Annotated in this window: 16 protein-coding genes; 4 read left to right on the forward strand and 12 right to left on the reverse strand. The window is 61.7% G+C overall.

What is annotated here, in order from left to right; genetic code table 11:
- Positions 1 to 27: 27 nt before the first annotated feature.
- From ACHPFG_RS03945 to ACHPFG_RS04000, 12 genes are all read right to left on the reverse strand, one after another.
- Positions 28 to 2,799, reverse strand: a complete 2,772-nt coding sequence (locus tag ACHPFG_RS03945) for a response regulator (RefSeq protein ID WP_431701653.1) — start codon at positions 2,797 to 2,799, stop codon at positions 28 to 30.
- 102 nt (positions 2,800 to 2,901) lie between these two features.
- Positions 2,902 to 4,194, reverse strand: coding sequence for a phosphoribosylamine--glycine ligase (purD, locus tag ACHPFG_RS03950; protein ID WP_431701654.1), 1,293 nt, complete (start codon positions 4,192 to 4,194; stop codon positions 2,902 to 2,904).
- A gap of 162 nt (positions 4,195 to 4,356) precedes the next feature.
- Positions 4,357 to 5,964 (reverse strand): bifunctional phosphoribosylaminoimidazolecarboxamide formyltransferase/IMP cyclohydrolase, encoded by a 1,608-nt coding sequence (gene purH, locus ACHPFG_RS03955; RefSeq protein WP_131696714.1) that lies wholly within the window; start codon positions 5,962 to 5,964, stop codon positions 4,357 to 4,359.
- An 81-nt stretch (positions 5,965 to 6,045) separates the two neighbouring features.
- Positions 6,046 to 6,366, reverse strand: a complete 321-nt coding sequence (gene fis, locus ACHPFG_RS03960) for a DNA-binding transcriptional regulator Fis (RefSeq protein WP_002555375.1) — start codon at positions 6,364 to 6,366, stop codon at positions 6,046 to 6,048.
- On the reverse strand, positions 6,363 to 7,376 hold the full coding sequence (gene dusB / locus ACHPFG_RS03965) for a tRNA dihydrouridine synthase DusB (RefSeq protein ID WP_131696713.1): 1,014 nt from the start codon (positions 7,374 to 7,376) through the stop codon (positions 6,363 to 6,365). Before dusB ends, fis begins: the two co-directional genes overlap by 4 nt.
- A 185-nt stretch (positions 7,377 to 7,561) precedes the next feature.
- Positions 7,562 to 8,806 (reverse strand): DUF3426 domain-containing protein, encoded by a 1,245-nt coding sequence (locus ACHPFG_RS03970; protein ID WP_431701655.1) that lies wholly within the window; start codon positions 8,804 to 8,806, stop codon positions 7,562 to 7,564.
- Between the two features lie 30 nt (positions 8,807 to 8,836).
- Positions 8,837 to 9,715 carry a 50S ribosomal protein L11 methyltransferase gene (gene prmA, locus ACHPFG_RS03975; RefSeq protein WP_131696711.1) on the reverse strand — a complete coding sequence of 293 codons (879 nt, stop codon included), beginning with the start codon at positions 9,713 to 9,715 and terminating at the stop codon, positions 8,837 to 8,839.
- 277 nt (positions 9,716 to 9,992) lie between these two features.
- Positions 9,993 to 11,354: an acetyl-CoA carboxylase biotin carboxylase subunit gene (gene accC, locus ACHPFG_RS03980; RefSeq protein ID WP_131696710.1), complete on the reverse strand. Its 1,362-nt coding sequence runs from the start codon at positions 11,352 to 11,354 to the stop codon at positions 9,993 to 9,995.
- A gap of 17 nt (positions 11,355 to 11,371) precedes the next feature.
- Entirely contained in the window at positions 11,372 to 11,833 is a 462-nt protein-coding gene (gene accB / locus ACHPFG_RS03985) for an acetyl-CoA carboxylase biotin carboxyl carrier protein (RefSeq protein ID WP_027607997.1), read from the reverse strand.
- Positions 11,834 to 11,857: 24 nt separating this feature from the next.
- A complete protein-coding gene (gene aroQ / locus ACHPFG_RS03990) occupies positions 11,858 to 12,313 on the reverse strand; it encodes a type II 3-dehydroquinate dehydratase (protein ID WP_003171482.1) in 456 nt (151 codons plus the stop codon).
- Positions 12,314 to 12,620: 307 nt separating this feature from the next.
- On the reverse strand, positions 12,621 to 14,582 hold the full coding sequence (locus ACHPFG_RS03995) for a methyl-accepting chemotaxis protein (protein WP_431701656.1): 1,962 nt from the start codon (positions 14,580 to 14,582) through the stop codon (positions 12,621 to 12,623).
- A gap of 53 nt (positions 14,583 to 14,635) precedes the next feature.
- Positions 14,636 to 16,306, reverse strand: coding sequence for a diguanylate cyclase (locus tag ACHPFG_RS04000; protein ID WP_431701657.1), 1,671 nt, complete (start codon positions 16,304 to 16,306; stop codon positions 14,636 to 14,638).
- A 393-nt stretch (positions 16,307 to 16,699) separates the two neighbouring features.
- Between ACHPFG_RS04000 and ACHPFG_RS04005 the strand changes: the two genes are divergently transcribed.
- From ACHPFG_RS04005 to speA, 4 genes are all read left to right on the forward strand, one after another.
- On the forward strand, positions 16,700 to 17,677 hold the full coding sequence (locus tag ACHPFG_RS04005) for a DUF2333 family protein (RefSeq protein WP_370671257.1): 978 nt from the start codon (positions 16,700 to 16,702) through the stop codon (positions 17,675 to 17,677).
- 2 nt (positions 17,678 to 17,679) lie between these two features.
- Positions 17,680 to 18,216, forward strand: a complete 537-nt coding sequence (locus ACHPFG_RS04010) for an NUDIX hydrolase (protein WP_131696706.1) — start codon at positions 17,680 to 17,682, stop codon at positions 18,214 to 18,216.
- 181 nt (positions 18,217 to 18,397) lie between these two features.
- On the forward strand, positions 18,398 to 18,769 hold the full coding sequence (locus tag ACHPFG_RS04015; RefSeq protein WP_005784408.1) for a translation initiation factor Sui1: 372 nt from the start codon (positions 18,398 to 18,400) through the stop codon (positions 18,767 to 18,769).
- Positions 18,770 to 18,912: 143 nt separating this feature from the next.
- Positions 18,913 to 20,826: an arginine decarboxylase gene (speA, locus tag ACHPFG_RS04020; protein ID WP_131696705.1), complete on the forward strand. Its 1,914-nt coding sequence runs from the start codon at positions 18,913 to 18,915 to the stop codon at positions 20,824 to 20,826.
- The last annotated feature ends 27 nt before the right edge of the window (positions 20,827 to 20,853 follow it).

The following is a 20,853-nucleotide window of genomic DNA, read 5'->3' on the forward strand; positions in this document are numbered from 1 at the left end:
CCTCCCACATGGGGACAGCATTTCAGGTCAAGAGGGCGCGTGCTCAGGCCGCTGTTGACGCTGCGCCACCCAGAACTCCACCAGCTCACGCAACTGCGACAACTCCACCGGCTTGGCCATATGCCCGTCCATGCCGGCCTGGCGTGCGCGCTCTTTGTGCTCCGAGAGGATATGCGCCGTGAGCGCTACCACGGGGGTGCGAATGCGCTGGTGGCTGACTTCCCACGCCCGCAGTTGCTGGGTGGCCGAGAAACCATCGAGAACCGGCATCTCACAGTCCATCAACACCAGGTCATAACGCTGGGCCTTCATCGCCTCCAGCGCTTCTTCACCATTGCTGGCCGTGTCCGGGTTGAGGTTGAGCTTGCCGAGCATGCCGCGAATCACTTTGGTGGAGATGCTGTTGTCTTCGGCCACCAGGATCCTGAAATCGCTGGGCACGGTCACCGCCGCCGGAACACTGAGGGGCGGACGGGGCTGCGCGCCACCTTTGCTGCGCTGGGTCAACTCGTCGGCCAGGGTGGTCTTGAGGGTGTAACCGGCAACCGGCTTGGCGAGGATGCGTTTGATCCCGCAGTTCCGCGCGATGATCTTGCTCGGCGCATTGCTGATGCCGGTGAGCATGATCAGCAGGATGTCGTGGTTCAGGCTCGGGTCTTCCTTGATCTTCGCCGCCAGTTGCATGCCGGTCATGCCGGGCATGTTCTGGTCCAGCAGCACCACATCGAAGTAATCGCGCAGGTGCGCCTTGGTGCGCAGCAAGGCCAAGGCCTCTTTACCCGACGGTACGGCGCTGACATTCAGGCCCCAGGCCGAGCACTGCTGCACCAGCACTTTGCGGCACGTATCGTTGTCGTCCACGACCAGCACGCGCGCGCCTTTGAGCGGGCCGTCAAGGTCCGAGGTGGGGCGTTCCAGGCGTTCCGGGTCCAGCGGCAGGGTCAGCCATAACGTGCTGCCCTGATGGCTGCCGCTCTTGATGCCGAACTCGCCGTTCATCAACAGGATCAGCTGGCGCGCGATCACCAGGCCCAGGTGGCCGCTCAAACGGGTAGCCGAGAGGAAGTTCTTGCTGTGCAGTTCGCTGTGCAGCAGTGCCTCGCGTTCGGTGGCTTCCATTGGCAGGCCGCTGTCCTGCACGGCAATGCGCAGGCGCGGCTTGGTGCTGCGATCGTCCAAGGCGACGACGATCAGCACTTCGCCTTCGTCGGTTTTGTGCAGGGCGTTTTCCAGCAGGCTCAGCAGCGCCTGGCGCAGGCGTGTCGGGTCGCCGCTGATGACGCGGGGTACCTGGGGCTGGATGAAGCTGATCAACTCGACGTTCTGCTGCTCGGCCTTGGCGCGGAAGATGCTCAGGCAATCCTCGATGAGTGCATTGAGGTCGAATTGCACGTCATCCAGCTCGATCTGCCCGGATTCGAGCTTGGAGATGTCGAGGATCTCGTTGATCAATGTCAGCAGTTCGTTCCCGGCGCTGTGGATGGTTTGTACGTAGTCGCGCTGCTTCACCGACAGCGGCGTACCCAGCAGCAGTTCGGTCATGCCCAGCACGCCGTTCATGGGGGTGCGGATTTCATGGCTGATCTTGGCCAGGAATTCGGCCTTGGCAGCGATCTCGGCATTGCTGGCGGCCAGGTCGCGGCTGAGGCTGAAGCGGGCCTCGACAATCGCGCGCTGGCGCTCGCCCAGGGCCAGGCTCATCAACAGGCCGCTCAGACAGATAAAGGCCAGCAATGTGACGATCAAACCCTGGGGCGACACCATCGTCAGCCCCAGCAAGGCCGGGAGAATGATCAGCGTGCCGATGTTGAACACCACCATGCCCGCCACGAACAAGCGCGCCGGGCGGTAGCCTTTCTGCCAGTGATACGCCGAGACAAACAGCATGCTCAGGCCCGCCAAGGCCACCAGCGCGTAGGTGATGATGTTCAGCGGCAGGGTACTGACGAACAACAACAGCAGGCCGCACAGCACGATAAACAGGATGTCGGCCATCAACAGTTTGTTCAACGGGTGCGGACCCAGGGGCATGAAGAAGCGATACGCAAACATCAGCCCGCACGGCGCGGTCAGCAGCAGGGCCAGGTAGGCGCCTGGGGTCTGGACCGCGTGCCAGTTCGGCAGCCATGGGCCTACCAGGTTGAGCAGCAGCGCCAGGCTGAGCATCAGCAGCAGTTCGCAGGCGGCCAGCCACAGGCTGCTGCGCGAGCGGTGGTAAGCGAAGCGCGTGAGGTTGTGCAGGATCAGCATCAGCAGGCAGCCGAACAGCAGGCCGTAGATCAACGTCTGGGTCTGATCGGCGGCGGCCAGCACGGCCGATTCCAAGGTGATATAGGGGCGCAGTTCGTGTTCCGAAACCAGGCGCAGGTAGACGTCGAGGGTCTTTTGGCTCTGGGGCATCGGCAGCATGAAGTCGTTGCTGGGCAGCGGGCGTTCCGCCTGGGGCTGGCGGGTGCCGCTGCTTTGTTGTTCGACCAGGGTGTCGCCGTCCAGCACATAGAGGCTCAGGTGCGCCAGGTCCGGTGCGAATACCCGCAGCACTTGCTCGTGCTTGCCGGGTTGCAGCTTGAAACGTACCCACAACGCGCCGTCCGGTTCCGCGGCGGTAATGCGGTCCAGTTCGATGGGGCTGAATTGATTGGTGTAGCGTGAGGAGCGGATGTCGCTCAGCTGCAGGTCGGCCTGTTCATCAAGCAATACTGCCCAGCCACTGCCTTGCGCGGCGGCCTGGGCCGGGAACAGGCAGAGCAACGTCAGCAGACTGACAGTGAAACCTATGGCGATCCTGAGCCAGCGCACGGCGAAATCCCTTCGTAGGTTGATGCACGGTTAACTATGCGCGGGGAGGCCTGTATACGGCAAGGGCCAGAAGCCCTTGCCTAACCGAACGGATAGCTAGCGTTACTGGCTTTCGCCACGTTCACGGGCAATGGCGCGGTAGCCGATGTCCGTGCGGTAGAAGCAGCCTTTCCAGTCGATTTTCGCGGCCAGCTTGTACGCCTGTTGCTGTGCAGCGTCGACGCTGGCCCCCATTGCGGTGGCGCACAGCACACGGCCGCCGGCGGTCACGACCTTGCCGTCCTTGAGCGCGGTGCCCGCATGGAACACCTTGCCTTCCAGGGTGGCCGCCGCGTCCAGGCCTTCAATCACATCGCCCTTGGCGTAGTCGGCAGGGTAACCGCCGGCTGCCAGCACGATGCCAACGCTCGGACGTGGATCCCACTGCGCTTCAACCTTGTCCAGGGCCTGGGCGAGGGCGGCTTCCACCAGCAGCACCAGGCTCGATTGCAGGCGCAGCATCACCGGTTGGGTTTCCGGGTCGCCGAAGCGGCAGTTGAACTCGATGACTTTCGGGTTGCCGGCTTTGTCGATCATCAGGCCGGCGTACAGGAAGCCGGTGTACACATTGCCTTCGTCGGCCATGCCGCGCACGGTCGGCCAGATCACCAGGTCCATCACGCGCTGATGCACGTCGGCAGTGACCACCGGGGCAGGGGAGTAGGCACCCATGCCGCCCGTGTTCGGGCCGCTGTCGCCGTCGCCGACGCGTTTGTGGTCCTGGCTGGTGGCCATCGGCAGGACGTTCTTGCCGTCGACCATCACGATAAAGCTGGCTTCCTCGCCGTCGAGGAATTCTTCGATGACCACACGCGACCCGGCGTCACCAAAGGCATTGCCGGCGAGCATGTCACGCACGGCGTCTTCGGCTTCCTGCAAGGTCATGGCGACAATCACGCCTTTACCGGCGGCCAGGCCATCGGCCTTGATCACGATCGGCGCACCTTTTTCACGCAGGTAGGCCAGGGCCGGCTCGATCTCGGTGAAGTTCTGGTAGTCGCCCGTCGGGATCTTATGGCGCGCCAGGAAATCCTTGGTGAAGGCTTTCGAGCCTTCCAGCTGGGCAGCGCCGGCGGTAGGGCCGAAGCAATCCAGGCCGCGGCTGCGGAACAGGTCTACGACACCGGCAACCAATGGCACTTCCGGACCGACGATGGTCAGGGAGACGTTTTTCTCGGCGAAGTCGGCCAGTTGCTCAAGGGCCAGTACGTCGATGGCGACGTTTTCGCACTTGGCTTCGATGGCGGTACCGGCGTTGCCGGGGGCGACGAAGACTTTCTGGACCCGTGGGTCCTGGGCAACTTTCCAGGCCAGGGCGTGTTCACGGCCACCGCTGCCAATGATCAAAACATTCATTTCAAAAACCTCTGTGAAACGCTGTGCTTTCTGTAGGAGCGAGGGGGACGCCTAGTTCTTGCTCGCGAAGATCGTCAACGATAACGGGGGCATCTGACTCCCCGTGGCGTTCTCGGGCTTTTCGCGAGCAAGCTCGCTCCTACAGTAGGAAAGCAGGGGTGTTTAGTGACGGAAGTGGCGCATACCGGTGAAGACCATGGCGATGCCGGCTTCATCAGCAGCGGCAATCACCTCGGCATCACGCATCGAGCCGCCCGGTTGGATCACGGCAGTCACGCCCGCTTTGGCGGCGTTGTCCAGGCCATCACGGAACGGGAAGAATGCATCGGACGCCATCACCGAACCGGCCACCTGCAAACCGGCGTGCTCAGCCTTGATCGCGGCGATACGCGCCGAGTTCACGCGGCTCATCTGGCCAGCGCCGACACCGATGGTCTGGCGGTTCTTGGCGTAGACGATGGCGTTGGATTTAACGTACTTGGCCACTTTCCAGGCGAAGATCAGGTCGTTGATCTCTTGCTCGGTCGGGGCGCGCTTGGTCACCACTTTGAGGTCTGCGCTGCCGATCATGCCGATGTCGCGGCTCTGTACCAGCAAGCCGCCATTGACGCGCTTGTAGTCCCAGGCAGCGGCACGTTCAGCCGACCACTCGCCGCAGGCCAGCAGGCGCACGTTGGCTTTGGCTGCCACGATGGCGCGGGCTTCTTCGCTCACGGAAGGGGCGATGATCACTTCGACGAACTGACGCTCGACGATGGCCTTGGCGGTCTCGGCATCCAGTTCACGGTTGAACGCGATGATGCCGCCGAAGGCCGATTCGGTGTCGGTGGCGTAGGCCAGTTCGTATGCCTGGCGGATGCCGCCTTCAGCGTCCGGGCTCACGGCCACGCCGCACGGGTTGGCGTGCTTGACGATCACGCAGGCCGGCTTGACGAAGCTCTTCACGCATTCCAGCGCGGCGTCGGTGTCGGCTACGTTGTTGTAGGACAGTTCTTTGCCTTGCAACTGGGTCGCGGTGGCGATGCCCACTTCGGCAGGCTTGGCTTCCACGTAGAACGCCGCGCTCTGGTGCGGGTTCTCGCCGTAGCGCATTTCCTGGGCCTTGATGAACTGGCTGTTGAAGGTGCGCGGGAACTGGCTGCGGCCTTCTGTGCTCAGGGTTTCGGCGGCCTGGTTCACGGTGCCCATGTAGTTGGCGATCATGCCGTCGTAGGCGGCGGTGTGTTCGAAGGCCTTGAGCATCAGGTCGAAACGCTGGGCGTAGGTCAGGCCGCCGGCTTTCAGGCTTTCCAGCACTTGGGCGTAGTCGCCGGCGTTGACCACGATGGCCACGTCTTTGTGGTTCTTGGCCGCCGAGCGAACCATGGTCGGGCCGCCGATATCGATGTTTTCGATGGCAGTCGGCAGGTCGCAGCCTGGCTTGTTGATGGTGGCTTCGAACGGGTAGAGGTTAACGGCCACCAGATCGATCGGCTTGATGCCGTGCTCGGTCATGATGGCGTCGTCGATGCCGCGACGGCCGAGGATGCCGCCGTGGATTTTCGGGTGCAGGGTCTTGACGCGACCGTCCATCATTTCTGCGAAGCCGGTGTAGTCCGCCACTTCCACTGCGGCCACGCCGTTGTCCTGCAGCAGTTTGAAGGTCCCGCCCGTGGAGAGGATTTCCACACCCAGGGCTTCCAGCTCCCGGGCAAATTCGAGGATCCCGGTCTTGTCGGAGACACTGATCAAGGCGCGGCGGATCGGCAGGCGGGTAGTCTGGTCGGTCATTTCAATTTCCATCAAAAGCAAAGGAGTCAGCAAAAAAGGCGACCGGTTTTACGCGGGCGCCTTTCTGGTTTGATTGAATGCTTACAGCAAATCGTATTGCTTGAGCTTTTTGCGCAAGGTGCCACGGTTGAGGCCCAGCAGCTCACTGGCTTTGGTCTGGTTGCCCTTGACGTAGTTCATCACGCTTTCGAGCAGGGGCGCCTCGACTTCGGAGAGCACCAGGTTGTACACGTCCGTGACGGAAGCGCCCTCAAGGTGGGCGAAATAATTATGCAGCGCCTTCTCGACACTCCCGCGAAGGGTCTGGCCTTCTTCGCTCGGCGTGTTGAGGTGCTGTTTTAAATTGACGTTGTCGCTCACGGGTGTTGTTCCACTCACTAAAGTCTCGGTCATCATCGTCATGCGGCCACCCATTCTCCGTCCCCTGCTCTCAGGCTCTTGTCTCGTTCGGCAAAAAACTCACGAACGGCGGTGACCTGTGCTTGCGTTTCATCCAAACGATTGAAGCCGGCGCGAAACTCCCTGGCGCCCGGCAGGGTTGCGAGATACCAACCCACATGCTTGCGAGCAATACGCACGCCCATCACCTCTCCATAGAAGGTGTGAAGTGCAGCCAGATGCTCTAGCAGAATACGTTCCACTTCGACCAGTTCCGGCGCAGGCAGGACTTCACCCGTACGCAGAAAATGCTCGATCTCACGAAAAATCCACGGTCGCCCCTGTGCGGCCCGGCCAATCAACACACCATCGGCACCGGTGGCTTGCAGCACGCGCCGGGCTTTTTCGGCTGAGTCGATGTCGCCATTGGCAAATACCGGCATCGACACCGCCTGCTTGATCGCGGCGATGGTGTCGTACTCGGCTTCACCGGTGTAAAGGTCGGCGCGGGTGCGGCCATGCACTGCCAGCGCTGTAATGCCTGCCTGTTCGGCGATCTTCGCCACCGTCAGGCCGTTCTTGTTGTCCCGGTCCCAGCCGGTACGAATCTTCAGGGTCACCGGCACATCCACTGCGGCAACAACGGCCTGCAGGATCTCGGCAACCAACTGCTCATCCTTCAACAGCGCGGAACCGGCGGCCTTGTTGCAGACCTTCTTGGCCGGGCAGCCCATGTTGATATCGATGATCTGTGCGCCCAACTCCACGTTGGCTCGGGCCGCATCCGCCAGCATTTGCGCATCACCGCCGGCGATCTGTACCGAGCGGGGCTCGGGATCACCTTCGTGGATCATGCGCATCCGCGATTTGCGGGTGTTCCACAAGCTCATGTCGCTGGTGACCATTTCCGAGACTACTAGACCCGCGCCCAAACGCTTGCACAGCTGACGAAAGGGCTGGTCGGTGACGCCCGCCATCGGGGCGAGAATCAAGCCATTCTGCAATGTATATGGGCCGATGCGTACCGCCGACATAGGACTTCCCTGTTGTGGGGCCGGATCATTAGAGTTCGAAAAAGGGTTGGCATGATACCCGCTCTCGATGACTGGATAAAGGCTGAATTGGATAAAATCTGAACAGTTATTTCTTTATCGCCGCCGGTTTGGATGGGCGGCGCCCAGTCAATAATCCACCGTCAAGCTTCGGTGCGTGAGCCGATTCACTCGGGCGAGTGGAAGCTCAAGCTGTAATTCACGGCTTTATTGCCCGGATCGAGGATGTCCAGGGAGATATGGATCGGGGTCTGTGATGGCATTTCGCTCACCCCAGCCAACTCGCCACTCAGGTATTCGGCGGGCTTGAAGCGACGACTGGCAATCAGGTTGCCGTTGATGTCGGCGAAACGCAGCTCCAGCAGCGGAAAGGGCTGGGAGAACGTCGCGCGGTTATAGATGATCGCATCCACCACCAGCGCCCCGGCGAACTCCGGGTGGCTGCGTACCACCAGATTGCTGCTCTTGATATGGGCGATATCGACCCGCGACGGCACCGTGCAGCCCAGTGTGGGGCACAGTTGCTGGAACCACGGGCGGTAAGCGTCCTGGCGGGCCAGATCGTCGAATTGATAGGCAATGTACTGCGCGGCCAGGCCGGCGGCGGCGATGAGTACCAGCAGCATCCAGATCAGGCGGCGTCCCAGGCCCTGCGGGCGTTTTTGCGCGTACAAGTGCAGAGGGTCGTCTTCCAAGTCCTGGAGCAGGTCGTCATGGACGCCGGCCTCGGGGCGTGGGCGCTTGCGACGGGATTGCGCGCGCTCTTCGGGCTCCGCTTCCGCTGCCGCTGTCAGGGGCGTGAACGGCGGGTCGGTGTGTTCATCTTCCGGGGTTGAGCGCAGCGCTGGCTCATCGTCGCTGTCGTCGATGTGCAACGACATGGATGGCTCGGTGCGTTGCCTGGTCGCAGGGGCTTTGCTCGGTTCGGGTTCTTCTTCGGAAGCGTTGGCGCGTTCTTCAGCCGGCTCGCTGAACAGGCTGGCGGCCCATTTTTCTTCTTCGGCCTTGACGGTTTCGCGGCTGGCGCTGAGGGCGTCTTCTTTCTGCCGACGGTCGGCGCCGGGCTGGCGGCGTTCCGCGCCCACGGGCTGGGTATGCTGAATCTCGCGGCGTTCCAGCTTGGCCAGTTCCTTGTCCAGGTCCAGGTTGTCCAGGTCCAGCTCTTCGGCGCTCCACTGCTTCTGGCTGATTGCCCGCTGTGGCTCAGGCGCTGCTTCGCGCGCGGGTTCGATCACGGCCGGCTGCTCCGGCGCAGGCGCCTGGGCGCGCTGTTCCAGCAACTGGCGGGCAGCGTTGAAGACTTGCAGGCACGAGCCGCAGCGAACCACGCCGCGAGCCACGCTCAATTGGGCGTGATTGACGCGAAAGCGGGTTTGGCAATGCGGGCACTGGGTGACGAAACTGTCGGTCATGCGGCCATCCGATTCAGGCAAGCGCTCATTCTAGCGCCGACGTCCGCTGATGCGTACCCAGCCATCACGGTTAGCGATCGGATCCAGCTCGAAATCCTTGGCGTAGGCGGCGGCGACGTCTTCGCCTTGCTCGGCGAGGATGCCCGACAGCGCCAGGCGCCCACCCGGCTTGACCAGGCTCGACAGTTGCGGCGCCAGGGAAACCAGCGGGCCCGCGAGGATATTGGCGACCAGCACGTCGGCCTGCACCTGGGGCAAATCCTGCGGCAGGTAGAGCGGGAATTTGCCTTCAGGAATGTTGTTGCGCCCGGCGTTATCGCGGGAGGCTTCCAGGGCCTGCACGTCGATATCGGTGCCCACGGCTTCTTTGGCGCCCAGCAACAGGGCGGCAATCGCCAGGATCCCCGAGCCGCAGCCGAAATCCAGCACGTGGCTGTCAGTCAGGTCCTGGCCGTCCAGCCACTCCAGGCACAGCGCGGTGGTGGGGTGGGTGCCGGTGCCGAACGCCAGGCCCGGATCCAGCAGCAGGTTGACCGCGTCCGGCTCCGGGGCGGCATGCCAGCTCGGCACGATCCACAGGCGTTGGCCGAAGCGCATCGGCTGGAAGTTGTCCATCCAGCTGCGTTCCCAGTCCTGGTCCTCGATGATTTCGCTGTGATGCTCAGGCAATGGGCTGCCGGTGAGCAACTCCATATGGGCCAGCACGGCGGCGGCATCGGCGCCGTCTTCGAACAGGGCCAGCAGATGGGTGTGGGACCACAGCGGGGTGGTGTTCAGCTCGGGTTCGAAGATCGGCTGGTCTTCGGCGTCCATGAAGGTGACCGAGACGGCGCCCACTTCGAGGAAAGCGTCTTCGTAGGTTTCGGCTTGTTCTGGGCTGATGGCGAGACGGACTTGCAGCCAAGGCATGGCGGGCACCTTTGAAAAAATGAGTGTGCAGCGGGGTAGGCTGCGAAAGCGCGCAAGTTTACGCGAGCGGCGGGCAGAAGACGACACTACTGACTGCACGCCGGTCAAATGTGGGAGGGGGCTTGCCCCCGATTGCAGGGTGTCAGTCTCAGTATCTGTAACTGATCCACCGCCATCGGGGGCAAGCCCCCTCCCACATTTGGACTGTGTACATCTTCAAAATAAAGGGCCCACAAACAAAAAAGCCGCCCGAAGGCGGCTTTTTTGGGTGGAGCACTTACTGGTTGGCCAGCTTATGTTCCAGGTAGTGAATGTTCACACCACCTTCGCAGAAGCCTTCATCACGAACCAGGTCCCGGTGCAGCGGGATGTTGGTCTTGATGCCGTCGACCACGATTTCGTCCAGGGCATTGCGCATACGGGCCATGGCCTCGTCGCGGGTGGCGCCCCAGGTGATCAGCTTGCCGATCAGCGAGTCGTAGTTGGACGGAACCTTGTAGCCGCTGTACAGGTGCGAATCCACACGTACGCCGTTGCCGCCGGGCGCGTGGAAATGCTTGACCAGGCCAGGGCTTGGGATAAAGGTCTTCGGGTCTTCGGCGTTGATCCGGCACTCCAGGGAGTGGCCATGGATCTTCACGTCGTCCTGGGTGAAGGACAGCACGTTGCCGGCGGCGATGCTGAGCATCTCCTTGACGATGTCGATACCGGTGACCATCTCCGACACCGGATGCTCTACCTGCACGCGCGTGTTCATCTCGATGAAGTAGAAGCGGCCGTTCTCGTAGAGGAACTCGAAGGTGCCGGCGCCGCGGTAGTTGATGTCGATGCACGCCTTGACGCAGCGAGCCAGGACTTCCTGGCGAGCGGTTTCGTCCAGGCCCGGTGCCGGTGCTTCTTCCAACACCTTCTGGTGACGACGTTGCAGCGAGCAATCGCGGTCGCCCAGGTGGATGGCGTGACCCTGGCCGTCGGACAGTACCTGCACTTCCACGTGACGTGGGTTGGTCAGGTACTTCTCGAGGTAGACCATCGGGTTGCCGAACCAGGCAGCCGCTTCGGAGCGAGTCTGCTTGGCCGCTTCGATCAGCTCTTCTTCCTTGTGCACCACGCGCATGCCGCGACCACCACCGCCACCGGCGGCCTTGATGATCACGGGGTAACCGACTTCGCGACCAATGCGCAGTGCGGTTTCCTCGTCTTCAGGCAGTGGGCCGTCGGAGCCTGGAACGGTTGGCACGCCGGCGGCGATCATGGCGTCCTTGGCCGATACCTTGTCGCCCATCAGGCGAATGGTTTCGGCTTTCGGGCCGATGAAGGCAAACCCGGATTTTTCCACCTGTTCGGCGAAATCGGCGTTTTCCGCGAGGAAGCCGTAGCCCGGGTGGATGCCATCAGCGCCGGTCACTTCTGCTGCGGCGATGATGTTCGAGACTTTCAGGTACGAGTTCGTGGCCAGTGGCGGGCCAATGCAGATGCTTTCGTCCGCCAGTTTCACGTGCATCAATTCGGTATCGGCCGTCGAGTAAACAGCGACGGTCTTGATGCCCTCTTCCTTACAGGCGCGCAGGATACGCAGCGCGATCTCGCCGCGGTTGGCGATCAGGACTTTTTGCAGTTTCTTCGCAGGTTTCAACATCGAAGGCGCTCCGCGGTTCAAACGATGGTGAACAGCGGCTGGTCGTACTCAACCGGCTGACCGTTTTCTACCAGGATGGATTCGATGACGCCGGCTTTTTCGGCCGTGATGTGGTTCATCATCTTCATCGCTTCAACGATGCAGATGGTGTCGCCCACTTTCACGGTCTTGCCCACTTCAACGAAGGCTGGCGAGGTCGGTGCCGGGGTGCGGTAGAACGTACCGACCATTGGCGACTTGACCACGAAACCGTTCAGCGCAGGGGCTGCCGGTGCGGCAGGTGCAGCGGCAGCAGCAGGCGCGGCGGCCGGAGCAGCAGCCGGTGCCGGTGCCTGCATCTGTGGCGCGTAGAACTGTTGGGCCGGGGTCTTGCTGTGGCGGCTGATCCGTACGGACTCTTCGCCTTCCTTGATTTCCAGCTCGTCGATACCGGATTCTTCCAGCAGTTCGATCAGTTTCTTAACTTTACGGATATCCATGAATCATCAACTCCCAAGGGTCGGTCAGGGGCGCTTGGCCTGTTCTTCAAGCTGTTCCAGGGCGGCCTCCAGGGCCAGTCGGTAACCGCTGGCGCCAAGGCCGCAGATCACTCCTACCGCAACGTCGGAGAAGTAGGAGTGATGGCGGAAAGGTTCGCGTTTGTGCACGTTCGATAAATGCACTTCGATGAATGGGATGCTCACCGCCAGCAGCGCGTCACGTAATGCAACGCTTGTGTGCGTAAAAGCGGCGGGATTGATCAGGATAAAGTCCACGCCTTCGCCACGCGCGGCATGGATGCGATCAATCAATTCATACTCGGCATTGCTTTGCAGGTAGAGCAGATGGTGGCCGGCTTCACGTGCCCGTCGTTCCAGGTCAAGGTTGATCTGATCGAGGGTTACTGCCCCGTAGACGCCCGGTTCACGGGTGCCGAGCAGGTTCAGGTTGGGTCCGTGAAGAACCAGTAAGGTCGCCATCGGCTGTTCCTTGTTATTGATGTGGGCAAGGCAGAACCCGGCGACTATGCCGCAAAGCCTTTGTGACTGTCCAGTTCTATGCAGTAGGCGGCACAATTAGCGAGGATTGCGCAAAATTTGTGACTGGGGGTCGGGATCCGGTCATTGGTAATACGCCTTTGAATCCCGTGGAGATCAAATGTGGGAGGGGGCTTGCTCCCGATTGCGGTGTGTCAGTCTCAGCATCTGTAACTGATCCACCGCAATCGGGAGCAAGCCCCCTCCCACATTTTGATCTTCATTTGATTGTGGATCTTCAGGGGGCAGGTCAGACACGGAACGCCTGCACAGCCGTATTAAGCTGCCCACCCAGCACCAGCAAATGCTCACCCTGGCTGCGGCCCTGGCCGATGCGCAGCAGGTTGTCCTCACCCAGCTGATGAATCCGCTCGCTGTTATCGCGAATCTCACTCACGGCGCCACTTTGCTGCGCCGTTACATCGGCAATACGCACGGCGGTGGCGGAAATGGTCTGGATCGCGCCGACGATTTCATCCAGTGCGCCATCTGCCGCCTGGGCTTGCTGGGCGGTGGCCTCGGCGTGTTCGACCTGGGCGCGCATGCCCTGCACCGATTGGTGCGCAGCGGTTTGCAGGCCGGTGATCAAGCCCTGGATCTCGGCGGTGGCGCCAGCGGTGCGTTGGGCCAGGGTGCGCACTTCGTCGGCGACTACGGCAAAACCGCGCCCGGCCTCACCGGCGCGTGCGGCTTCGATGGCGGCGTTGAGCGCCAGCAGGTTGGTCTGGTCGGCAATCGAGCGAATCACGGTCAATACGCCGCCAATGGTGGCGGACTCTTCGGCAAGTTTCTCGATCATCTGCGCATTTTGCTGCACTTCACCCACCAGGGCGTGCAGGCCGGTCAGGCTCAGGCCGATCACGCGTTGGCCTTGCTCGACCGCCTGGCCCGCGCTGCGGCTGGCGCCGGCCGCCTGGCTGGCATCCCCGGCGACTTGCTGGATGGTGGCTTCCAGTTCGCCCAGGGAATCACGAATCTGCGCGGTATCCCCGGCCTGGCGTTCGGCGCCGTCGTGCAGGCCACTGCTCAGCTCGGCCAGGGCGCGGCTGCTGCCGGCCACTTCTTCGGCATTGCCACGGATGGTCCCCACCAGGTCCACCAGATAGGCGCGCAAGCGGTTAAGGGATGCTTCGATGTCGCGCAGTTCGCGATTGGTCTTGCCCACGATAATCGGCTGGCTGAAATCGCCTTCGCCCCAGGTCGACAAGGCCGGGGCCAGGTTGGTCAGCACCCGCGCCAGGCGTCGTTGCAGGGTGTCGATCAGCAGGGCGATCAGCAGGATCAGGCCGATCATCACGCCTTGTATCAGGCGCACTTCGCCCTGGATCTTGCCGTGTTGCGCACGCACCACCGGCTCCAGGCCGGCGATGGCCTGTTGAACGGCAGCGATTTTCAAATGGGTGGCAGCGGCCAGGTCGGCACGTTGCTGGATCTGCGTGCGGGTGCGCTGGAGTTCGGCGGGGTAGCGGGCCAGCAGGCCGTTGAGTTCGCGCTTGAGGTCGACGCCGGTGTCCTGGGCTTCGGCTTTTTGCGTATTTTCCAGGCCCATCAAGGCCGAAAAATCATCGGTGTTGGATTCTGCGCTGGTTTTTACCCCGAGCAGTGGCAGTTGTTCGAGCAGATCTGCCTGGCTGCGCATATTGCCAACTTCACGCTCTACATCGTCCGCCAGTTCCGCGCGACCGCTGCTCACCAGTTTGCCGCGGGCCAGGGACAGCTTGCCCAGGTGTTGCGAGGCGGCCAGCAGCGGTGGCAGGTAGCGCGCAGCTTCGGGGGTGTTGACGCCCATTGCGTACTGGCGCAGTTGCTCCAGATTGGCGCCCAGCTCCCGCTCGGCTTGCAGCAACAAGGCTTGCGGGTCGCCCGCCAACTTACCGGCCGCCAGCAGGTCGGTCTTGCTGAAGGTATCCAGGTCCGCGAGGCTGGGACGCAGCTTTTGCGCGAGGTCGGCTGGCAGTTCATCCAGGTGCTGCAACAGGCTTTCCAGGCTCTGGCTGGCGCTGCTCAAGCGCAATGCATCACCGCTGCCCAGGTAGTCGTCGATATTGCGCGCGGCCTGGTTCTGGAAGGTCTGTGACAGGCCGAGGTAGCGTTCCATCAGCAAATAAGGGCGTTCCAGCGCCCGTTGCGACCACCACAGCGTCGCTCCAAGCGCCAGGCAAACGGCCACCAGCAGGAGGGTATTGAGATTGGTCAGCAGCTTCAGGCGCATGCGGGATATCAACCGACGGCAAAAGGTAAGTGCCTGAAGTTATTGCGTTTTCATTACAGGGTTATGACGGAATCACTGGATTCTGGTGAAAAGATGGCACTTTGCCTTTGCGTGCGCGCCGCTTGCACGCGGTTACGCCCGGCATGCTTGGCGCGGTACAGCGCCTCGTCGGCCTGGGCGGCCATCATCAGGCTGTCGGAGTCGTCGCACAGCTCCACCACCCCGGCGCTGAAGGTGCACCACAAGTCCTGGGGCTGGGCCGGGTAGTGAATTTCGGCAAAGCGCCCACGAATTTCATCCAGCACCTTGCAGGCCGATTCCAGGTCGGTGTCGGGCATCACGATGGCGAACTCTTCACCGCCATAGCGGCCGATGTAATCGGTCTTGCGCAGGCGTTGCTTGAGAAACAGCGCCAGGCTCTTGATCACGCGGTCACCCATGGGGTGGCCGTGGCTGTCATTGACCCGCTTGAAGTGGTCGATGTCGAGCATGGCAAAGCTCAACGGCTTGTTCTCGCGGCGCGCGCGGAAGCTGCAGTCTTCGAGCAATTGCAGGATATGGGTGTGGTTGTACAGCCCGGTCAGGCTGTCGCGCACCATCCGCGCCTTGAGGTTGCGCGCACGGGCGGCGCGGTTGCGCACCGTGGTGATCAGGTGGCGCGGCTTGATCGGTTTGGTGAGAAAGTCGTCGCCGCCTTCGCTCATGGCGTCCAGCTGCTTGTCCAGGTCGTCTTCGGCCGACAGGTAGATGATCGGCACACTGACGTAACGGTCATTGTGGCGAATGACCTTGGCCAGTTCGGTGCCGGTACAGGCCGGCATGTACATGTCGAGGATAATCAGGTCGGGCTGGAAGTCCGCCAGCTCGGCCATGGCCTGGATCGGCTCGATCAAGGTACGGGTGACGATGCCGGCACTGTTGAGCAACCGCTCAGTGTGCAGCGCCTGGGCCCGCGAGTCATCGATGATGAGCACTTTGTATGGTTCGTACTGGGCGACGCAGGTCAGCACTTCGATCTTTTCCAGCAGGCTGGAGGCTTCCAGCGTGCCGGTGAGGAATTCCTGGCCGCCGGCGCGCACGGCGGCGAGGCGAGTGGGGGTGTCGGTTTCATGCAGGCTGAAAAACAACAGCGGCAGCTTATGCTCCAGGCCTTCCTGGGCCTCGGCCGCGAGCCTGAGGCCCAGACCGGCGCCACAGAAATCCACGTCCATGACAATGACTGAGGGCAGGCGCTCGCTCATCGAGGTGCGAAACGCCGCCACGCTGTCCAGGGACTGGGCGCTCATGCCAAAGAATTCCAGCTGCTTGGCCAGGCGCTCGGCGCGGTCGTGATCGGCCAGCATCACGTAGATCGGCTTGCGCATCGGCGGCAGGAAGGTTTGTTCCAACTGGTCGCCCTGGCGCAGGCCGGTGCGGGACAAGCGCTGCATCAAGCGGTTGAGTTCGGTGATCAAGTGGCTACTCAAGCGGCCGCGGTTTTCGTCCACCGCCTTGAGTGAGTCGCCGATGTGCCGCGCCAACTGGCCGTGCTCGGGTTGTTCGAAGCGCTCGGCAAAGCGCAGCAGGCGCAGGTTGGCTTCGCTGAGTTCGGAGAGGTCGGCGCTTGACCATTCGCTGCGTTGCAGGCGCTGCCAGATCTCAAGAATTTGACGTGCCTGATGAATTACCCGCTGGGCAAAATGCTGCTTGAGACGCTCACGGCTGGGGTCTTCTGGCTCGGTCATATCCTGACTACTAGTTAGGGTGCATGCTGAGGTCGAACTGATGGCTCTATGCTAGCACCTCTTTTCAATGGGATGAGTGTCATATGTCAATTAACTGCGTATCCCTGATATTCAGTGGGTGACCTGATTGATGGTCGCGCAGCTTAAAAGGCGTGCATCCTTTATAGTCGAATACTTCCCGTCTGCACGTTTGGTGAAAAGCCCCGCATGGGCGGGCACGATGGGGTAGGGTTGTGGTCGGAGTGTTTGAACGCACGCCCTCAATTCAAGTGCATGAACTCAAGTGATTGAAAGGATATCGCCATGCTGGACTGGAAAAACCGTGCGGGCAGTGCCAAAGGCCCTGCCCCTGAGCCCAAGTCGGCCAACCGCAGCTATTTTCGTACTTTGCTGATGAGCCGAGCCGTGCTCAGCGTGCTCGGCCTGTATCTGTTGGTCACCGGCGCCCTGGGCTGGTACTGGAGCGAAGAGCCGGCGCTGTTCCCGGTCCAGCAGAATGCGCAGCTTGCCGCCGAGAAGGAAGGCAAGCAGATGGTGGTGGGCTATACCACCGTCGAAACCCTCAAGACCGTGGTCGGCACGTTGCTGAACAAGCCCGGTGGCTATATTTCCAACGACCGTTTCCCGCCGGGCCTGTGGATGGACAACATGCCGAGCTGGGAGTACGGCGTGCTGGTGCAGGTGCGCGACCTGACCCGCGCCCTGCGTAAAGACTTCGCCCGTTCCCAGTCGCAGTCGGCCGAAGACGCCGATCTGGCCAAGGCCGAGCCGCGTTTCAACTTCGACAACAAGAGCTGGGTGCTGCCCTCCAGTGAGTCGGAGTACCAGGAAGGCATCAACTCCCTGAACCGCTATGAAGCGCGTCTGTCCGACCCGAATCAGCGTGGCGCCTTGTTCTATGCCCGCGCCGACAACCTGAACAACTGGCTGGGCGATGTGGCCACCCGCCTGGGTTCGCTGTCGCAACGCCTGTCGGCCAGCGTGGGCCGGGTCAAATTGAACACCGCACTGAAAACCGAAGCCCTGGCGCCGGGTGAAGTGCCGCAGGTCGACGAAGAAGTGGTGGAAACCCCATGGATGCAGATCGATAACGTGTTCTACGAAGCCCGTGGCCAGGCCTGGGCGCTGTCCCACCTGCTGCGTGCCATCGAAGTCGACTTTGCCGACGTGCTGGCCAAGAAAAACGCCACCGTCAGCGTGCGCCAGATCATTCGTGAGCTGGAGGCTTCGCAAGAGCCGGTATGGAGCCCGATGATCCTCAACGGCAGCGGCTTCGGCGTGTTGGCTAACCATTCGCTGGTCATGGCCAACTACATTTCCCGGGCCAACGCGGCGGTGATCGATTTGCGTCAACTGCTCAACCAGGGTTGATGATGGACGCGACTCAAAAGGAGGCTGCGCACCGCGTAGCCTCCGATGCCGAACTGATCTGCTGGGTCGACGAGCAGGACAACCTGCTCGGCCACCTCGTCAGGTCAGACCTGCGCCAGCGCGGCCTGATCGGCCGTTGCACGTTTATCTTCCTGTTCAATTCCAAGGGTGAGCTGTGTGTGCATCGGCGCACCCTGAGCAAGGCCCTGTACCCGGGTTTCTGGGATACGGCGGCGGGCGGGATGGTCGCGGCGGGCGAATCCTACGCGTTGTCGGCTGCCCGCGAGCTCGAAGAAGAACTGGGTGTCGGCGGGGTGGAATTGATCGAACATGACCATTTCTACTTCGAAGATGGCGACAGCCGACTCTGGTGCAAATCCTATTCTGCGACCTGGGACGGGCCTCTGCGCCTGCAGCCTGAAGAAGTCATGGAAGCGCGCTTTTTGCCCGTTGAAACGGTCCTGCAGGAAGCGCAGCAAAAGCCTTACTGCCCGGACGCCCAAGAGGGGCTGCGGCGCTATCTGGCCTCACGTCGCTAAAGCTGCATAAATTGGCGCCATTTGGCCCTTAGCAAGTCGGCTTTTTGCCGTTACACTGCGCGACTTTTCACCCGAACCGCCTTGGCGGCTCGGTAGCGCTGCCCCTGCCTGAGTGGGGCTTCGCGGTCGGTCGTCCCTTAGCGGAGGCCGATCAGTCTTTGTCCTCCCGAGAGGATTGCCGGTGGCCAAAAAAGCCGCATCCTTCGCCGCCCTCGGCGGCCTGGTATTTTCCACCGACGCAGGTCGACACTGCCCGGACTGTCGTCAGCCCGTGGATTCGTGTACCTGCAAACAGACCCTGATCCCTGAAGGCGACGGTATTGCCCGCGTGCGCCGCGAAAGCAAAGGCCGTGGCGGCAAGACGGTGACCACTATCACCGGCGTGCCCCTGGCTGAAGACGCGCTCAAGGAATTGGCCACCACGCTGAAAAAGCGCTGTGGTACCGGTGGCGCGTTGAAAGACGGGGTTATCGAGATCCAGGGCGATCACGTCGAACTGCTGTTGGCCGAGCTGATCAAGCTCGGTTACAAGGCCAAGAAGTCCGGCGGCTGAAAGCCTCTTCCCAACCTGTGTCTAAACTCTGTCCTGCGAGTGGGGTCTACCTTGCTTACAGGCAAATCGTCATTTTCATTCTTTAGACTGCGCCAGCCTCGAACGCGAGGCGGCGCCTTCGCCTTCATTTATAGGGGACTTCGATGTCCGTACGACGCACACGCAAAGACGATGGCAGCCAATGGACAGTTGCGGACAGCCGCAGTGTTTACGGGATTCGCCATTGGGGGGCCGGGTATTTCGCGATCAATGATGCCGGTCGCGTTGAAGTCCGTCCGAACGGCCCGAACAGCACGCCTGTCGACCTGTACGAACAAGTCGACCAGTTGCGCAAAAGCGGCCTGTCGTTGCCATTGCTGGTGCGCTTCCCCGATATCCTGCAAGACCGTGTCCGCCAGTTGACCGGTGCCTTTGACGCCAACATCGAGCGCCTGGAATACCAGAGCAAGTACACCGCGCTGTACCCGATCAAAGTGAACCAGCAGGAAGCGGTGATCGAAAACATCATCGCCACCCAGAACGTGTCTATCGGCCTGGAAGCCGGTTCCAAGCCTGAGCTGCTGGCCGTACTGGCCCTGGCGCCGAAGGGCGGCACCATCGTCTGCAACGGTTATAAAGACCGCGAGTTCATCCGCCTGGCGCTGATGGGCCAAAAGCTCGGCCACAACGTATTTATCGTGATCGAGAAAGAGTCAGAAGTTGAACTGGTGATCGAAGAGGCCGCCAGCCTCAAGGTCAAGCCACAGGTTGGCCTGCGTGTGCGGCTGTCGTCCCTGGCGTCAAGCAAATGGGCGGACACCGGTGGCGAGAAGTCCAAGTTCGGTTTGTCGGCGGCGCAACTGCTGTCGGTGGTCGAGCGCTTCCGCGCGGCGGGCCTGGACCAGGGCATCCGCCTGCTGCACTTCCACATGGGCTCGCAGATCGCCAACCTGGCCGACTACCAGCATGGGTTCAAGGAAGCCATTCGTTACTACGGCGAACTGCGCAACCTTGGCCTGCCGGTGGACCACATCGATGTGGGCGGCGGCCTGGGCGTGGACTACGACGGGACTCACTCGCGTAACGCCAGCTCGATCAACTACGACATGGACGACTACGCCGGCGTGGTCGTGGGCATGCTCAAGGAATTCTGCGACGCGCAGAGCCTGCCGCACCCGAACATCTTCTCCGAAAGCGGCCGCTCGCTGACCGCCCACCACGCCATGCTGGTGGTGCAGGTGACCGACGTCGAGAAACACAACGACGAAATCCCGGTCATCGAAAACAAGGAAAGCCTGCCGGAAACCGTGCAATGGCTGGTAGACCTGCTCGGCCCGACCGACATCGAAATGGTCACCGAAACCTACTGGCGCGCCACTCACTACATGAGCGACGTGGCCACCCAGTATGCCGACGGCAAACTGACCCTGGCCGAGAAAGCCCTGGCCGAACAGTGCTACTTCGCCGTGTGCCGCCGCCTGCACAACTCGCTCAAAGCCCGCCAGCGCTCGCACCGCCAGGTGCTGGACGAACTCAACGACAAGCTGGCCGACAAGTACATCTGCAACTTCTCCGTGTTCCAGAGCCTGCCGGACACCTGGGCCATAGGCCAGGTCCTGCCGATTTTGCCGCTGCACCGCCTCGACGAAGAACCGCTGCGCCGCGCGGTGCTGCAAGACCTGACCTGCGACTCCGACGGCAAGATCAAGCAATACGTCGACGAGCAGAGCATCGAGACCAGCCTGCCGGTGCACGCCTTGAACGACGGTGAAGACTACCTGCTGGGTATCTTCCTGGTTGGCGCCTATCAGGAAATCCTTGGCGACATGCACAACCTGTTCGGTGACACCGACTCGGTGAACATCTACCAGCGCGAGGACGGCTCGGTGTACAGCGCCGGTATCGAGACCCACGACACCATCGAAGACATGCTGCGTTATGTGCACTTGTCGCCGGAGGAGTTGATGACCCACTACCGTGACAAGTGCGCCAGCGCGAAGATCAGTGCCAGTGAGCGTACGCAGTTTCTGGATGCGTTGCGGTTGGGGCTGACGCGGTCTTCTTACCTATCTTCCTGACACTGGGTTGAATGACGCGCGGTGATT

Origin of the sequence: Pseudomonas sp. BR20 (genome assembly GCF_050780135.1) — a bacterium.
Taxonomy (GTDB): Bacteria; Pseudomonadota; Gammaproteobacteria; order Pseudomonadales; family Pseudomonadaceae; genus Aquipseudomonas.

Bases quoted from the DNA above. Each gene is read 5' to 3' on its own strand.
- purD (WP_431701654.1), bottom strand. From the start codon at position 4,194: ATGAATGTTTTGATCATTGGCAGCGGTGGCCGTGAACACGCCCTGGCC.
- purH (WP_131696714.1), bottom strand. From the start codon at position 5,964: ATGACCGACCAGACTACCCGCCTGCCGATCCGCCGCGCCTTGATCAGT.
- fis (WP_002555375.1), bottom strand. From the start codon at position 6,366: ATGACGATGATGACCGAGACTTTAGTGAGTGGAACAACACCCGTGAGC.
- dusB (WP_131696713.1), bottom strand. From the start codon at position 7,376: ATGTCGGCGGTACGCATCGGCCCATATACATTGCAGAATGGCTTGATT.
- ACHPFG_RS03970 (WP_431701655.1), bottom strand. From the start codon at position 8,806: ATGACCGACAGTTTCGTCACCCAGTGCCCGCATTGCCAAACCCGCTTT.
- prmA (WP_131696711.1), bottom strand. From the start codon at position 9,715: ATGCCTTGGCTGCAAGTCCGTCTCGCCATCAGCCCAGAACAAGCCGAA.
- accC (WP_131696710.1), bottom strand. From the start codon at position 11,354: ATGTTGAAACCTGCGAAGAAACTGCAAAAAGTCCTGATCGCCAACCGC.
- accB (WP_027607997.1), bottom strand. From the start codon at position 11,833: ATGGATATCCGTAAAGTTAAGAAACTGATCGAACTGCTGGAAGAATCC.
- aroQ (WP_003171482.1), bottom strand. From the start codon at position 12,313: ATGGCGACCTTACTGGTTCTTCACGGACCCAACCTGAACCTGCTCGGC.
- ACHPFG_RS03995 (WP_431701656.1), bottom strand. From the start codon at position 14,582: ATGCGCCTGAAGCTGCTGACCAATCTCAATACCCTCCTGCTGGTGGCC.
- ACHPFG_RS04000 (WP_431701657.1), bottom strand. From the start codon at position 16,306: ATGACCGAGCCAGAAGACCCCAGCCGTGAGCGTCTCAAGCAGCATTTT.
- ACHPFG_RS04005 (WP_370671257.1), top strand. From the start codon at position 16,700: ATGAGCCGAGCCGTGCTCAGCGTGCTCGGCCTGTATCTGTTGGTCACC.
- ACHPFG_RS04010 (WP_131696706.1), top strand. From the start codon at position 17,680: ATGGACGCGACTCAAAAGGAGGCTGCGCACCGCGTAGCCTCCGATGCC.
- speA (WP_131696705.1), top strand. From the start codon at position 18,913: ATGTCCGTACGACGCACACGCAAAGACGATGGCAGCCAATGGACAGTT.